A 16,362-nucleotide genomic window follows, 5' to 3' on the forward strand; every position below is an offset into this window, starting at 1 on the left:
AGCGTGATCATGCCGTCCTCTACCTCTCCCTTCGCAGGCCTGCGGCATCTGTTGCTGGAGGCACCACTGCCCGATCTCAGTGATACCCGCTGGCGACTGGCGGATACCGATCTGGGGGTATCGGCACTGGCAGAGCTGTTCGAGTCCCAGTTGCTGAGCCGAGTGCTGGACCTGCAGGCCCGTGTGCTGCAACCCCGCGGGGATGCCTATTACACCATCGGCAGTGCCGGCCATGAGGCCAATGCGGCGCTCGGGCTGGCGTTTCGGGCGGGCGATCCGGCCTTCCTGCATTATCGCGATGCGGCACTGTTCATCCAGCGCAGCAAGGCGGTGCCGGGGCAGACCATTACCTGGGACATGCTGCTCAGTTTCATGGCGTCCACCGACGACCCCATTGCCGGCGGGCGGCACAAGGTGCTCGGCTCCCGGCCGCTCAATGTACCGCCTCAAACCAGCACCATTGCCTCGCATCTGCCCAAGGCCGTCGGTGCCGCCTACAGCCTGGGGCTGTGGCGTCGCCTGGGCGGGCAGGGCGAGTGGAGCAACGACAGTGTGGTGCTGTGCAGTTTCGGAGATGCCTCGCTGAACCATTCCACGGCTCAGGGCGCGCTCAATACGGCCGGCTGGACGGCCTTTCAGGGGGTGCCGTTGCCGCTGGTATTCGTCTGTGCCGACAACGGCATAGGCATCTCAACACCGACGCCACCAGGTTGGGTGGAAGCCTCGGTCAGCCAGCGCCCGGGGTTGCATTACATTCATGCCAACGGTCTGGATCTGGTCGATACCTGGCAGGCCGGCTGCGCCGCCGCACGTCATGCACGCCGCCGCCAGAAGCCGGTCTTCCTGCATCTGGATACGGTGCGCCTGCTGGGCCATGCCGGTTCCGATACCCCGGAGTCCTATCTGACGCCGGACCAGATAACTGCCATGGAGGCTCGCGATCCCCTGCGCTACAGTGCCGCTCGTCTGGTGCACGAAGGTGGTTTCAGTCGGGCCGACCTGGCGCAGCTGCTGGAGCAGACCCTGCACCGGGTGGACGCTGTCTCGGAGCAGACCCGGCAGCGCCCGCGGCTGCAGGATCCGCAGCAGGTCATGTCCTCCATCGTGCCACCGAAAAGGGCCAGCCGGGCCGATCCGGACGCCCACCTGCCGGCTGGCAGTCAGTCGCCGCAGCCCATGGCCAAGCTGATCAACCAGGCTCTGCACCGTCTGCTGCGTCTCTATCCTCAACTGGTCATGGCGGGAGAAGACATTGGCCGCAAGGGCGGGGTCTACGGGGTCACGCTGCGTCTGCAGCAGACCTTTGGTCGACACCGGGTCATCGATACCCTGCTGGACGAGCAGAGCATCCTCGGCCTGGCCATTGGCCTGGGTCAGAACGGCATGCTGCCCATTGCCGAGATCCAGTTTCTGGCCTATCTGCACAATGCGGAAGACCAGTTGCGCGGCGAAGCCGCCACGCTCAGTTTCTTCTCCAGTGGTCAGTACACCAACCCGATGATCGTGCGCATTGCCGGCCTGGGCTATCAGAAGGGCTTTGGCGGTCACTTCCACAATGACAATGCCCTGGCCGTGCTGCGGGATATTCCGGGGCTGGTGGTGGCCTGCCCGAGTGATGGCGCCGAGGCGGTGGGCATGCTGCAGGAGTGCGTACGCCTGGCCGATGAGGAACAGCGGGTGGTGGTGTTTCTCGAACCCATTGCGCGCTATCACTGCCGGGATCTGCACGAAGACGGCGACCAGGGCTGGTGCCGTGTGGATCCAGGGCCGGACTATCGCATTCCGCACCGCCAGTTCCGCTGCGATGAGGCACCGGAAAACAGCGGCGGCCAAGCGGGCAAGGCGACCAGGCTGGCCATCATTACCTATGGCAACGGCGTCTATCTGAGCGAACAGGCCCGGCCGCTGCTGGCCGAGCAAGGGCTGGCGCCGCGCCTGATCGATCTGCGCTGGCTGACCGATATCGACCATGATGCGCTGCACGAGACCGTGCACGACTGCACCCATGTACTGATCGTGGACGAATGCCGACGCCATGGCTCGGTGAGCGAAGAACTGATGGCCGAGCTGACCGAACGCGGCTTCCCCGGTGATCGACTCGCCCGGTTGACTGCCGATGACAGCTTTATCGCGCTGGGGCGGGCGGCCACCAGTACTCTGCCTGGCCGGGACGATATCGTCGCCGCTGCCCTGAGCCTGGCTGCCCAGCATGACCGGGAGGCCACCCAATGAGTACACGGAGAGAGCGTGCCATACTGATCTGCCCCGGGCGTGGCACCTACAATGCTGAACAGTGGGGTTACCTGAACCGTCGGCACCAGGGCCGTTCGGACCTGCTGCAGGCGTTCGACGACTACCGCCGCCAGCACAACCAGCCCACCCTGACCGATCTGGACAGCCACAAGCCGTTCAGCCCGGCGCTGCAGGGGCGTGGTGAGCATGCGTCACCGCTGATCTATGCCTGCAGCTTCCTGGATGCGCAGGAGGTATTGGAAGGAGAGCTCGAAATCGTCGCTGTCACCGGCAATTCCATGGGCTGGTATTCCACCCTGGCCGCCGCCGGTGCACTGGAGGCCAAAGCCGGGCTGCATCTGGTCAATCAGATGGGCACGCTGATGCAGCAAGAGCTGATCGGCGGTCAACTGGTCTACCCCTGGTTCGATGAGGACTGGCGTCCTGATCCGGCGGCGCGACAGGCCTGTCTCGACACCATGGTCGCCCTGCGGGCCGAGCACGGGCACGAACTGTACATTTCCATCGAACTTGGCGGGCTGCTGGTGTTCGGCGGCGACAAGGCTGGCATCGACGCACTGGCCAGGGCACTGCCGCGACGCAAGCAGTTTCCCCTGCGCCTGCAGAACCATGCGGCCTTTCATACGCCGCTGCAGCAGCCGGTGCGAAAGCGGGCCCGAGAACTGCTGGCCGACCTGCCGCTGCAGCGGCTGCGGATCCCCATGGTGGATGGCCGCGGGCATATCTGGTCACCCTGGAGCACGGACACGGGAAAACTCTGGGACTATACGCTCGGCCATCAGGTCACCGAACCCTATGATTTCACGCGGGCGGTTACGGTGGCATTGCGCGAGTTTGCGCCGGATCGGGTAATCATCACGGGCCCGGGCACAACACTGGAAAGCGCGGTGGCACAGTGTCTGATCCTCGCCAACTGGCAGGATATCGACAGCCGTGCGGCCTTTGAGTCCCGGCAGCGTTCCGGACCTCTGGTGGTCTCCCAGGGGCGCGAATAAGGGGCGGGAGCAAGGGCAGTCCTTTGCCAGTCGGGTGCCAGGGGTTCAGGCCGGTATGCGGCTGAATTTGCCGGTTTGCAGGTCCTTGATGGCCTGATGAATTTCCTCCTGGGTGTTCATGACGAAGGGGCCGTAGCCTGCGATGGGCTCGTCAAGGGGCTCACCACTCAGCACCAGCACCGTGGCGTCACCGTCTGCGGCCAGCGAGAGGCCACTTCCGGAGCGGTCGAGCAGGGCGAACTCGCCTTCTCTGACGGCTTCCGTGCCATTGACCTGCACGTCACCGTGCAGCGCAATGACAATGCCGGACCAGCCCTCAGGCTGATCAAGCCGGGTTTCATGGCCGCCGTTCAGCCGCACATCCCATACGTTCATGGGTGAAAACGTACTGGCGGGGCCGGACTCGCCGTTGTAATCCCCGGCTATCAAGCGCATGTGGCCAGCACCATCGGGCAGTTCCGGGGTCGGAATGTCGGCATTCAGGATGGTCTGATAACCCGGTGTGGTCATCTTGTCCTTCGCGGGCATGTTGACCCAGAGCTGCACCATTTCCAGCTCGCCACCCTGGCGGGTGAATTCCTCGGAATGGAACTCCTGGTGCATGATGCCGCCGCCGGAGGTCATCCACTGCACATCGCCCGGGCCGATCCGGCCTCCGGAGCCGGTGGAATCCAGATGATCCACCTCGCCCTTGTAGACAATAGTCACCGTCTCGATGCCCCGGTGCGGGTGTTCACCCACGCCACGCGGGCGCTCTGCCGGTTCAAAGTACTTGGGCCCGGCATGGTCCAGCAGCAGAAACGGGCTGATGTGTTGCCCGTGACTGTCATAGGAGAACAGGGTACGTACCGGAAAACCATCACCGACCCAGTGGCGGGGTGGGGCCTTGTAGACGCCGAGTATCTTTTTCATGACAACCTCCAGTTGGGGTGTATTGGATGATGGTAGTCATTCTGGATCAGCAACACTGGAGTGACTAGGGGGCAATTGATACACTCATCGTTCCAAATATAGAACGATGCAGGGCGCTATCCATGCAGGATCTCAACGACCTCTACTATTTTGCCCAGGTGGTGGAGCACGGTGGCTTTGCCCCGGCAGGTCGTGCTCTGGGCGTGGCCAAGTCCCGCCTCAGCCGTCGCATAGCAGCGCTGGAAGAGCGCCTGGGTGTGCGGCTGCTGCAGCGCTCGACCCGGCAGGTGGCGGTCACTGAAGCCGGGCAGGTGTATTTTCAGCACTGTCGGGCCATGCTGGTAGAGGCGGAAGCCGCTCAGGAAGCCATCGACAGCCGCCGCGCCGAGCCCTGCGGCACCGTGCGTCTCAGTTGTCCGACGGCGCTGCTGGATGTCTGTGTCAGCGAGTTTCTGTGCACCTTCATGCAGCGCTATCCCGGTATCAACATCGAGGTTGAATCCACCGATCGCCGCGTGGATGTCATAGAAGAGCGCATGGACCTGGCTCTGCGCGTCCGGCCGCGACCGCTGGAGGACAGCGATCTGGTACTGCGCATCCTGTCCGACCGCGCCCAGTGCCTGGTGGCCAGCCCGGAACTGCTGGCAGACGTCGGCAAACCCGGCGTGCCGGCGGACCTGTCTGCGCTGCCCAGCCTCGCACTGGGGCAGCCCCAGCAGCGCCACCTCTGGCACCTGATCGGCCCCGAGCGCGCAGAGGCTCGCATCGAGCATTCGCCCAGACTGGTCACGCGCAACATGAACACCCTGCGCCTGGCCGCTGTGGCCGGGATTGGCCTGGTGCAGATGCCGACCATGATGATCCGCGCCGAACTGGACAGCGGAGACCTGCAGGCCGTCCTGCCCGACTGGGCCCCCAGAAGCGAAGTCATCCACGCCGTCATGCCCTCCCGTCGTGGCCTGCTGCCGGGTGTGCGGGCCCTGCTGGACTATCTGGTAGAGCGGTTTTCGGCGCCGGAGTTCAGTACTGATACGCCGGGCTGACGACGCCAGAGGCCATTTGACAGTCACGGCTGGATATATTTAAATTATTGAGTAAATTTACTCAATGATTTAAATATATGGAATTCAGACGAACTCAGGCACAAACACTGAATGGCCGCCTGAAAGAATCACCAAGAACACTGACCATCATTGCCGGGCCGCGACAGGTCGGAAAGAGTACGCTGGTCAGACAGGTGCTTGGCTCTTTTCACAGTCACTATGCGTCAGCCGACCAAGCTCCGGATAACTCTGTGCCGTTGATTGGGGAACCACTGGGTGACATTTCATCGTTGCCGGGCAGTCCGCCGACAGCAGATTGGCTGATCAGACAATGGGAGATAGCTCGGGCCCGTGCGCGACAGATGCCCGCAGACAGGTATTTTGTACTCGCCATTGATGAGATACAGAAGGTTCCTCGCTGGTCAGACGTAGTGAAGGGGCTGTGGGATGCTGACCGCATGCAAGGTCTCAATCTGCACGTGGTATTGCTGGGCTCGGCGCCTCTGCTGATGCAAGAGGGGCTTGCTGAAAGCCTGGCGGGTCGTTTCGAGTTGATATCTCTGACGCACTGGTCCTATACCGAAATGCGGGATGCGTTCGATCTTTCTCTGGATGAGTACATCTATTTTGGCGGCTACCCCGGAACGGCGACATTCCGCTATGAAGAATCACGCTGGCGGGAATACGTACGTGACGCTCTGGTCAGCCCGAACATCCAGAAAGATATCCTGCAGATGACGCGGGTCGACAAGCCTGCACTGTTGCGCAGCCTGTTCGAGTTGGGTTGCCATTATTCCGGTCAGATCATTTCCTATACCAAGCTGGTGGGGCAACTGCAGGACGCCGGGAATACCACTACTCTGGCTCATTACCTGCAACTGCTGGCGCAGGCCGGGCTGTTGACAGGGCTTACCAAATTTGCCGGACAGAAACACCGCCAGCGGGCTTCCAGCCCCAAGCTGCATGTACTCAACACGGCCTTGATTTCAGCTCAGGGGGATTACACCTTTGATGCAGCCCGAGCTGATCGATCATATTGGGGCCGCCTTGTGGAGAGTTCTGTGGGAGCCCACTTGTGCAACAGTGCGGAACCAGAGCTTCAAGTGCAGTATTGGCGGGAAGGTGCCCATGAGGTGGATTTCATCCTGACCCAGGGCAAGCGACAGGTCGCTCTGGAAGTGAAGAGCGGTCAGGGCACGATCAAGACCAAGGGTATGGCGATTTTTCAGCGCAAATATCCTGAAGCAACCGGGCGGATTGTCGGCAGCGGCGGTATTCCACTGGATGAGTTTCTGGCCCAGCCGGCCAGCCATTGGCTGGAGGAGTAAGCCCTCATGCGGTGTGAGCGTCAGATAGAGTTGCTGCAGAAAGACGGGTCAGCAAAGCAGGCAGCCGAGATCGGCTCGCTGGCAGATTTTCGGCACACACCGGCCTGGGTACTGCTGGGAGAGCCTGGCTCAGGCAAAACGACAGCGTTGCAGTATGAGGCAGAGGTGCTTGGAGACAATGGATTGTATCGGACGCTGGCGGAGTTTCTGGCGGAAGACACAGTGCTGGACGAATGGCGTGGAAAAACCCTGTTCCTCGATGGTCTGGATGAAATCCGTGGCAGTGGTGATCAGATGCTGTTGCACCGAATCGCCAGTCGTTTGCGCCAATTGGGCAATCCTCGATTCCGTCTGGCCTGCAGGGCTGCCGACTGGCGGGGCAGGAGCGATCTGGATCGCTTGAAGAGCTGTTCGCCAAACCAGCAGATCGCACAACTGACACTACGCCCGCTGGATCGCACAGACATCCTGACGTTGCTGCGCGACGAGTATCAGTTTGAAAACGCCGATCAGTTTATTCAGCAGGCAGAGCAGCATGGCATTGACGCCTTGCTGGGCAACCCGATCAGCCTGGAACTTCTGGTAAAGGCCATGAGGCAACAGGGCTCACAAAGCTGGCCAGCCGGTCGGTATGATGTTCTGGACTTGGCTTGTCGTGAACTCGTTACAGAATCCAACAGAGATCATCGAGACCGCTTGCGTGATTTCCCGATACCGCCGGAAAGCCTGCTCGACAGTGCCGGGGAACTGAGCGCCCTGATTCTTCTGGCCGACATCCAGGGGTTGGCTACAGATCAGGATGCCGGTAGTGATCTGTATCCAACCGTCGCAGACCTGAGGCTTGGTAATTCGTCTGCCGCTGCTCAGTCCCTGAGCACCCGGCTGTTCAGCGTGGCGGCTCCGGAGAGAATGAGGCCAGTTCACCGCACCGTTGCGGAGTTTCTAGGTGCGAGGTGGATCAACAGGCAGTTGGCTGACAAGCGCTTGATGCCGCATCGCTTGCTGAGTCAGCTCCTGGCCCCGGATGGCGGACTGGTGGCCGAGTTGCGCGGGTTGACTGCCTGGTTGGCTGCTTTGAACGCTGACTTGTGCCAGAAATTGACAGATGCAGACCCAGTCGCCGTGGCCCTCTATGGCGATATTCAGTTGCTCCCTGCAGCGTCGCAGCGCTATTTGCTTCGGGCACTGTTTAACAAGGCCCGGGGGTTGCCCCAGTTGCACTGGCAGCTAGCGCAGAGTCCGACCTCTGGAGATCTGGCAACGGCAGAGTTGCTTGAAGATTTTCAGGGTTTACTAACCGGTTATCGACATGCCGAAGCCAGTCAGGCCGAACTGAGTATTGCACTGACCATCTTCATGCATCGCCCCAAGGCTCTGCCTGAGCTCAAGGGCAACCTGTTGAATATCGTGCAGGACGCGCGCTGTTGGCAGATCAACCGAATTCGGGCGCTGGAATCCTGGCTGGGACAATGTGCACCTGATGAGGTGAGTGGTCTGCTGCAGGCAGTCGGCACCGGTCAGGTGCAAGATGCAGATGATGAACTGTTGGGTCATCTGCTGGAATTTGTCTATCCGAATCATCTGCGCACCCTTGATCTCCTGGACTATTTTCATCCCCTCAAGCAGCGTAATCTGCTCGGTACCTATTGGGGCTTTTGGCGGCTTAGTCTTTGGGACAAGCTGCCAGAAGCTGACATGCCTGCATTACTGGATCAACTGGTTAAACGCCCTGAGCTGTTCGAGGGTGAAGATCAGTTGTCTGCAGCGCGCGACCTGGCAGACCGGCTGCTGGTTACAACATTGCAATTCCACGGGGATCAGATTGATGACGATCGGTTGTTTCAGTGGCTGGGCGTCGGTATTGATCAGTATGGCCTGTTGCGGCGCGACCGCGAAATGCACAACCAGATTCGGGACTGGCTCAGTGCGCGACCGGAAAGGGTCAAGGCGATGGTACGCCGGGTGGTCGAGAAAGACGGAGCCGAGGAACGTCACCGCTGGCTAATGGATCAGGGGCGGCTGCATGACGCACGGCATCCCAATGATATGGCAGACTGGCTGCTGTCCGTGGCTGCCAGCGCTGATGAGTCCGTTGCGGTTGCCTGTGTCAATTATCTCGCCCAAGGGATCAATGCGGGACACAACCCGATCACTCTCACGCTTGATCAGGTACTGACCTGGCAGCAAAATCACCCTGATCGGGCGCATCTGCTTAAGCCACTTCTGGTCTGCAACCTCCCCTCTTTGCAAACACAGCAAGCGGAGTGGCAGGTGCGCGAAAATGATCGACGCCAGGAACTGCGGTCAAAACGCACCCAGGCCGTTCGGCCGTTGATTCCGGCTATTCGCGATGGCACAGCCGAAGCCCATGTCTATGATCAACTGGCAAAGCTGTGGCATGGCCGTTTCTATGACACACCGGGGGACACGCCGCAGGAGCGGTTTCAGAGCTATTGTGATGTGGGAGACGTGCTTTTTGAGGCCACACAGACCGGGTTTGTCACCTGTGTCAGAGAGGTTGAGCTGCCCACTGCACAAAAGATAATCGATCTGCGAGCGAACGATCAGAGGCACCGCCTTGACCTGGCGGTACTGACCGGCGCGCAGATACTGTTGGAAACCAACCGGGACGATTTTGACGCACTGCCGGATCAGCGACTGGCCTCGCTGGTCGCCTTTGATCTGGTCGACGGTGGAGAAGGTCGACACGACTGGTGGGCGCATTGCCTGAGCAGTCGCCCGCAACTCACCGCCAGCGTGTACATTGATTATGCCATTACCTTGCTAAAGGCAGGCAAAGACTATCTGAGCGGCAGTTATGCGCTGTACCATGATGACCAGTACAGGGCTCTTGCACTATACGCGCTGCCCGACCTCCTGCGCAGGTTCCCACTGCGTGCCAGACGGCATCAGTTGAACCATCTGACCCATTTTATTCGGGCCGCTCAGAAGCTGGTACCGGATGATTTGCGAACCATTGCCGCAGAAAAGCTCAGCAAAAAGAGCCTGCTTGCCAGTCAAAAAGCCTATTGGCTGGTCGCCGCTCTGGGGGCAGATCCAGAGGGTTACGAGGAGACACTGCTGCAGGAACTCAAGCATTCGACTCAGCGCCTGAGAACGACTGCCGATGTGCTGGAGAAGGTAGCCACAGAAGATACTCTTCACACCTTTTCTCCCCAATTGACTGGGCAACTGATCGAGTTGTTGATTCCGCAACAAAGCCTTGAACTTGAAAGCGGATGGGTAACGCTTGAGCACCGTTTGGGTGATTTTTCACGTGCGCTGATATCACGCCTTTCATCTGATCCGGACCCTGCCTGCACGCAGGAAATTGAGAGACTGCTACAACTTGAACTGCCGGACACCCTGAAATTCTCGCTGGCCAGTGCCAGGGAATCTCAGGTGTTGGCCCGTCGCGATCACGAATACCGGTTTCTCGACATCCATCAAGTGTCAAAGGTACTGCACAATCAGAGCCCGCAGAGTGCGAAAGACTTGCAGCACCTGGTGCTGGACGTGTTGCAGCAGATTGCAGAGGACTTGAGAAGCAGCAGAGCCGATATTTTCAAGCATTTCTGGGACAGGCCCAGCAAGTCGGACCGGACACCAAGACTTGAGAATGAGTGCCGGGATACGCTGATCAGCCTGCTCAAAGACAAACTGGACAGCTTCGACATCAGAGTTGACCCAGAAAGCGATCATCGGAATGACAAGCGTTCTGACATACAACTCAGCTATCGCAACAGCCTCTCGCTGCCGGTGGAAGTCAAGCTCGAGAGCAGTGACGACCTCTGGACGGCCATGCATCAGCAATTGATGGCTCAATATACGATCACTCCGGAGTCGGGAGGACGCGGGTTGTTCGTGGTGTTCTGGTTCAACAAGACGCCCACCAGGCCGCCACCGGGCGGTCTGCCTAAACCCAAATCCGCTGCGGAACTGAAACGCATGCTGGAAAAGCTTTTGAACAGAACTGAGGCCGATCTAATCAAGGTCATTGTGCTCGATGCAAGTTGGTCCAACTGACCCAACTGCCGTATATTTAGCGGTCCTTGATTTCAACTGACCGGAAGTGACGGCACCTCTATGACCTTCGATGCCATCCGCATTCGCGGCGCTCGCCAGAACAACCTCGCCAATCTGGATCTGGACATCCCCCTCGGAGAGATGGTGGTGGTCACCGGGGTGAGCGGGTCGGGCAAGTCGTCACTGGCGTTCGATACCATCTATGCCGAAGGTCAGCGCCGCTATGTCGAGACCTTCTCGGCCTATGCCCGGCAGTTTCTCGACCGCATGGACAAGCCGGCGGTGGACAGCATCGACGGCATCCCGCCGGCCATCGCCATCGAGCAGAGCAACACGGTACGCACCTCGCGCTCCACCGTGGGCACCATGACCGAACTGAACGACTACCTGAAGCTGTTGTTCGCCCGGCTGGCGCAGTTGTATTGCCAGGGCTGCGGCCGTGAGGTGGTGTGTGACTCGGCGCAGTCCGTGGTGGCCAGCCTGTATGCTGACTGGCCCGAGGACCAGCGCCTGATGGTGTGCATGCCGGTCCATGTGCCGGAAGACCTCGGTGACGATGAAGTGCTGAAACTGCTCAACCAGCAGGGCTATGCACGCATGCACAGGCGCGATGGCCGCCGAGTGGAGGTGGTGCAGGACCGACTGCGCCTGAGCGAGGAGAATCGGGGGCGGTTGACCGAAGCCGTGGAAACCGCGCTGCACTATGGCAAGGGGCATGTGCTGGTCTACCCGATGGATGAAGAGCGCAACACCGGCATGCCGGCCCGCTTTTCCAGCCATCACCATTGTGCGCACTGTGATATCGACTACCCGGACCCCAGCCCGAGCCAGTTCTCCTTCAACTCGCCGATCGGCGCCTGCGAGACCTGCCGAGGCTTTGGCCGCATCATAGGCGTCGATTACGGCCTGGTGATTCCGGATATCAGCAAGAGCCTGCAGGAAGGCGCCATCAAGCCGATTCAGACGCCGTCCTATGAAGAAGTACAGCGTGATCTGATCCGCTATGCACGCAAGAGCGGCGTGCCGGTGGATGTGCCCTGGGCCGAGCTGACCGAGGCGCAGCAAGAGTGGGTGATTCAGGGCGAAGGCGACTGGGACGAGGGCGTCTGGTACGGCGTTCAGGAGTTCTTCGACTGGCTGGAAAGCAAAGCCTACAAGATGCACATCCGGGTGCTGCTGTCCAAGTATCGCTCCTACACCCCCTGTCAGGCCTGTGGCGGTGCGCGGCTCAAGCCGACCGCGCTCTGGTGGCGGGTGGGTGACCATCAGGCTGCGGAAACCGCTCTGGGCGACCGCCCGCGCTTTGTACCGCAGGGCAACACCCTGGAGCAGACCCAGTTTGACCGGTTGAACGGCCTCAATATCGCCGACATCATGCGGCTGCCTCTGGGCCGCTGCGCCGACTTCTTTCAGACGCTGGGCGAGACAGATGCCGATGAGCCGACGCAACTGCTACTGGAGGAAATACGCGCCCGGCTGGGCTATCTGTGTGAAGTCGGGCTCGACTATCTGACGCTGGATCGCCAGTCACGCACACTGAGCGGCGGTGAGGTGCAGCGCATCAACCTGACCACGGCGCTTGGCACCTCACTGGTGAATACCCTGTTCGTGCTGGACGAGCCCAGCACCGGCCTGCACCCGCGCGATATCAATCGCCTGGTCAAGGTCCTGCACCGGTTGCGCGATGCCGGCAATTCGCTGCTGGTGGTGGAGCATGACCCACAGGTGATCCTTGCCGCCGATCGCATTCTGGACATTGGGCCCGGCCCTGGCCGGCAAGGTGGCCATATCGAATTCTTCGGCACGCCGGGCGACCTGCTGCAACACCACCACAACCTCACCGCCCGTTACCTGAACGGCTCTGAACAGGTAACCGGGAGGCGCATTTCGGGGCCGGAGGCGAATCCGGGAGTTCTGGCTCGGAGCCGTCTGCCGCAGGGAAGCGGATCCGAGGTTGCCTCAGGTGGTGACACGTCTGGGACTGAGAGGCCTGCGAGGGACCGTGCACAGCATGGACGCTGTGCCCGAGCCCCCATGGATGGGTTTACGGCGAGTCCCGAACAGGCCTCTCAGCCCCAGAGAACGCCAGCCATTGAAATCCACGGCGCCCGCGAACACAACCTGAAAAACATCGACGTGCACCTGCCGCTCGGGCAATTGGTGTGCCTCACCGGCGTCAGCGGCTCCGGCAAATCCACCCTGATGCGCCAGGTGCTCTATCCGGCCATACTGCGCCATCTGGGCGAGCAGACCGAAGCGCCCGGCGCCCATGAGCGCATCGACGGTCTGGAGCAGATCGACCGCGTCGTCATGGTCGACCAGAGCCCCATCGGCAAGACCACCCGCTCGACCCCGGCCACCTATGTCGGTGCCTATGACGCCATCCGCAAGCTGTTTGTGGCCGCTCCGCTGGCAAAGGAGCGCGGCTACACGCCGGGCACCTTCAGCTTCAACTCCGGCAACGGACGCTGTCCCACCTGTCAGGGCAACGGCTTCGAACATGTGGAAATGCAGTTCCTGAGCGATGTCTACCTGCGCTGCCCGGACTGCGACGGTACCCGCTTTCGCGACGAGATCCTGCAGATCCGCCTGCCGGAAGGCGACGACGGCCAGCGGGTGGTGTCCATTGCCGATGTACTGGCCATGACGGTCAGCGAAGCGCTCGATTTCTTCCGTGACCAACCCGCCGTGCAGCGCAGCCTGCAGCCACTGGCCGACGTGGGGCTGGACTATGTGCAGCTCGGTCAGGCCGTGCCCACGCTCAGTGGTGGCGAGGCGCAGCGTCTGAAACTGGCCGGGCATCTGGTGCAGACCGCCAGCAAGTCCAAAAGCGGCAAAGGAAAGGCAAAAGGCAACGAACACATCCTGTTCCTGTTCGACGAACCCACCACCGGCCTGCACTTCGCGGACATCGCCACCCTGATGGGTGCCTTCCGCCAATTGCAGGCGGCCGGGCATTCACTGCTGGTGATCGAACACAACCTCGACGTGATTCGCGCCGCCGACTGGGTGATCGACATTGGCCCCGAAGGCGGCGACGCCGGCGGGGAACTGCTGGGTGCAGGCACCCCGGCCCAGTTGATGGCCGGGGAGAGCGGCTATACCGCCCAGGCGCTGCGCGACTACGAGACCACACTGGCCGGCGGGTACCAGCCCCAGGCCGTCGCAGAGGCCAGGGCGACGTACCAGCCCAACCCCGTCATCAGTGTTCACCATGCCCGGGAACACAACCTGAAGAACATAGACGTCACCATTCCCCGCAACCAGCTCACCGTCATCTCCGGTGTCAGCGGCAGTGGCAAGAGCACCCTGGCCTTTGACCTGATCTTCGGCGAAGGTCAGCGGCGTTATCTGGAATCGCTCAATGCCTATGCACGCCAATTCGTGCAGCCCTCGGCGCGCCCGGATGTGGATGCCATCTACGGTATTCCGCCTGCCGTGGCCATCGAGCAGCGTACCAGCCGCGGCGGCCGCAAGAGTACCCTGGGTACCCTGACCGAGATTCATCATTATCTGCGCCTGCTGTACGTCAAGCTGGGCACCCAGCACTGCCCGGATTGCAACGTGCCGATTGAACCGCAGACGCCGGAGGCCATTCTGGCGCGTTTGCACACCGACTACCGACATCAGACGGTGACTCTGCTGGCGCCCATGGTGGTGGCGCGCAAGGGCATCTACCGGGAACTGGCCGAATGGGCGGCCACCCGCGGCTATGAGCGCCTGCGCGTGGACGGCAACTGGCAGCCCACGGCAGACTGGCCGGTGCTGGACCGCTACAAGGAACACAATATCGAACTGCCGGTGGCCGAACTCACCGTGCAGCCGGAAAACGAGCAGGCACTGAAGGCAGGACTGGAACAGGCTCTGAAGCTGGGCAACGGCATCGTGATGGTGGCACCCGTGGATGACCCAACCGGTGAGCGCCTGTTTTCCACCGAACGGGCCTGCCCTGGCTGTGGTCGCGGCTTCGACGAACTGGACCCGCGCCTGTTTTCCTACAACTCCAAGCATGGCTGGTGTCACAGCTGTTATGGCACAGGGCAGGCCATCAAGGGTTTTGACGAGGAGCAGACAGGCGAAGAAGGCGCCTGGCAACCCGCCGAGGAAGACGGCAAATCAGGTGGGACAGAGACCACCTGCAAGACCTGTGACGGCCAACGGCTCAACCCCACGGCATTGGCGGTGCGGTTTCGCGGACGGTCCATTGCCGAACTGTCCGCCATGCCCGTGGATGCCGCCGAGCAGTGGTGCGAAGCCCTGGAACTGCAGACCCACGAAGCGGCTATCGCCCGCGACCTGCTCTCTGAAATGAAAAACCGGCTGAGCTTCTTGCAGAAGGTTGGCCTTGATTATCTGAGCCTGGATCGGGCCGCGCCCACATTGAGCGGCGGCGAAGCCCAGCGCATTCGTCTGGCCGCGCAACTGGGCTCCAGTCTGCAGGGTGTCGCCTATGTGCTGGACGAGCCCACGATAGGCCTGCACACGCGCGACAACCGCCGGCTGATCGAGACCCTGCGTGAACTCCAGCAGCAGGGGAACACCGTCATTGTGGTGGAACACGATGAAGACACCATCCGTGAGGCGGATCATGTCATCGACATGGGCCCCCGTGCCGGTGTTAACGGCGGTGAAGTGGTGGCGTTTGGCTCCCTCGAACAGATCCTGCACAGCGAGCGCTCACTCACCGGGCGTATGCTGTCCGAACCCCTGCGCCACCCCATGCCGGACCTGCGCAATACCGAGATGCGCACTCTTTGGGAACCGGAAAGCCTGCACATCCAGGGCGCCACGCAGAACAATCTGCGCAACCTCAATGCCAAGATACCCCTGCGCCAACTGGTGGCCATCAGCGGCGTCAGCGGCAGCGGCAAGAGTACGTTGATTCGCGGCGTGCTCTACCCGAACCTGAAACAGGCCATTGCCGACAAGCGCAAACGCGCGCCCGTCTGGCACGGCGCCAAAGACATTACCGGCTGGGACAACATCGACCGCGTGCTGGAAGTGGACCAGACCCCCATCGGCAAAACACCGCGCTCCTGCCCGGCCACCTATATCGGCATCTGGGACACCATCCGCAAACTGTTTGCCGGCACGGTCGATGCGCGCCTGCGCGGCTATACGCCTGTGCGCTTCTCGTTCAATGCCGGTGACGGCCGCTGCGATGCCTGCGGCGGCCAGGGCGAACAGAAGATCGAAATGAACTTCCTGCCCGACGTGCGGGTACCCTGTGACGTCTGCCACGGCTGGCGCTTCAACGACGAAACCCTCAGCGTGCAGTACAAGGGCAAACACATCGGCGAAGTGCTGGCCATGAACATCGACGAAGCCGTGGATTTCTTCGCTCCCATCACCAAGGTACACCACGCCCTGCGCCTGCTGCAGGACGTCGGCCTGGGCTACCTGACCCTCGGCCAGCAGAGCCCCACCCTGAGCGGCGGCGAAGCCCAGCGCATCAAGCTGGTGGCAGAGCTCAGCAAGGCCAATATGACCCCGGAAGACAACAAGGGACGACGTTCACAACACAACCTCTACGTCCTCGACGAACCCACCGTCGGCCTGCACATGGCCGACGTGGACAAACTGCTGCACGTCCTCCACAGACTGGTCGACGCCGGCAACTCCGTCTTGGTGATCGAACACAACCTCGACGTCATCGCCGAAGCGGACTGGGTGATTGATATGGGACCGGAAGGAGGATCAGCAGGCGGGAAGGTGATAGCGCAGGGTACGCCGAAGGCGCTGACTAAGCGGAAAAAGTCTTATACCGGACGGTATTTGGGGGAGTTGTGGGAGTGAGGTGTATAC

8 protein-coding genes are annotated in these 16,362 nt (G+C 61.2%); 6 read left to right on the forward strand and 2 right to left on the reverse strand.

Annotation, left to right across the window (positions count from 1 at the left end; translation table 11 throughout):
* Positions 1–9 precede the first annotated feature (9 nt).
* Positions 10–2,232 (forward strand): thiamine pyrophosphate-dependent enzyme, encoded by a 2,223-nt coding sequence (locus E4656_RS11820; RefSeq protein ID WP_135483481.1) that lies wholly within the window; start codon positions 10–12, stop codon positions 2,230–2,232.
* Positions 2,229–3,248 (forward strand): ACP S-malonyltransferase, encoded by a 1,020-nt coding sequence (locus E4656_RS11825; protein WP_135483482.1) that lies wholly within the window; start codon positions 2,229–2,231, stop codon positions 3,246–3,248. The genes E4656_RS11820 and E4656_RS11825 overlap by 4 nt, the downstream gene beginning before the upstream one ends.
* Before the next feature lie 45 nt (positions 3,249–3,293).
* Here the strand turns inward: E4656_RS11825 and E4656_RS11830 are convergent, their stop codons facing one another.
* Positions 3,294–4,160: a pirin family protein gene (locus tag E4656_RS11830; RefSeq protein WP_135483483.1), complete on the reverse strand. Its 867-nt coding sequence runs from the start codon at positions 4,158–4,160 to the stop codon at positions 3,294–3,296.
* A 122-nt stretch (positions 4,161–4,282) separates the two neighbouring features.
* Between E4656_RS11830 and E4656_RS11835 the strand changes: the two genes are divergently transcribed.
* Positions 4,283–5,203: a LysR family transcriptional regulator gene (locus E4656_RS11835; RefSeq protein ID WP_135483484.1), complete on the forward strand. Its 921-nt coding sequence runs from the start codon at positions 4,283–4,285 to the stop codon at positions 5,201–5,203.
* A gap of 77 nt (positions 5,204–5,280) precedes the next feature.
* Entirely contained in the window at positions 5,281–6,531 is a 1,251-nt protein-coding gene (locus E4656_RS11840) for an ATP-binding protein (RefSeq protein ID WP_135483485.1), read from the forward strand.
* 129 nt (positions 6,532–6,660) lie between these two features.
* Here E4656_RS11840 and E4656_RS11845 read toward each other — a convergent pair whose 3' ends face one another.
* Complete coding sequence (locus E4656_RS11845; protein ID WP_135483486.1) at positions 6,661–6,861, reverse strand: hypothetical protein; 201 nt, start codon at positions 6,859–6,861, stop codon at positions 6,661–6,663.
* A gap of 219 nt (positions 6,862–7,080) precedes the next feature.
* Here E4656_RS11845 and E4656_RS11850 point away from each other — a divergent pair, with 219 nt between their 5' ends.
* Positions 7,081–10,557: a hypothetical protein gene (locus E4656_RS11850; RefSeq protein WP_167856042.1), complete on the forward strand. Its 3,477-nt coding sequence runs from the start codon at positions 7,081–7,083 to the stop codon at positions 10,555–10,557.
* A 60-nt stretch (positions 10,558–10,617) separates the two neighbouring features.
* Positions 10,618–16,353 carry an excinuclease ABC subunit UvrA gene (gene uvrA, locus E4656_RS20690; protein ID WP_135483488.1) on the forward strand — a complete coding sequence of 1,912 codons (5,736 nt, stop codon included), beginning with the start codon at positions 10,618–10,620 and terminating at the stop codon, positions 16,351–16,353.
* Positions 16,354–16,362 lie beyond the last annotated feature (9 nt).

Source organism: Natronospirillum operosum, from assembly GCF_004768465.1.
Taxonomy (GTDB): domain Bacteria; phylum Pseudomonadota; class Gammaproteobacteria; order Pseudomonadales; family Natronospirillaceae; genus Natronospirillum; species Natronospirillum operosum.

What these genes read in the sequence shown, in the direction of transcription:
- E4656_RS11825 (WP_135483482.1), top strand. Translation starts at nt 2,229, where the DNA reads ATGAGTACACGGAGAGAGCGTGCCATACTGATCTGCCCCGGGCGTGGC.
- E4656_RS11840 (WP_135483485.1), top strand. Translation starts at nt 5,281, where the DNA reads ATGGAATTCAGACGAACTCAGGCACAAACACTGAATGGCCGCCTGAAA.
- E4656_RS11820 (WP_135483481.1), top strand. Translation starts at nt 10, where the DNA reads ATGCCGTCCTCTACCTCTCCCTTCGCAGGCCTGCGGCATCTGTTGCTG.
- E4656_RS11835 (WP_135483484.1), top strand. Translation starts at nt 4,283, where the DNA reads ATGCAGGATCTCAACGACCTCTACTATTTTGCCCAGGTGGTGGAGCAC.
- E4656_RS11830 (WP_135483483.1), bottom strand. Translation starts at nt 4,160, where the DNA reads ATGAAAAAGATACTCGGCGTCTACAAGGCCCCACCCCGCCACTGGGTC.
- uvrA (WP_135483488.1), top strand. Translation starts at nt 10,618, where the DNA reads ATGACCTTCGATGCCATCCGCATTCGCGGCGCTCGCCAGAACAACCTC.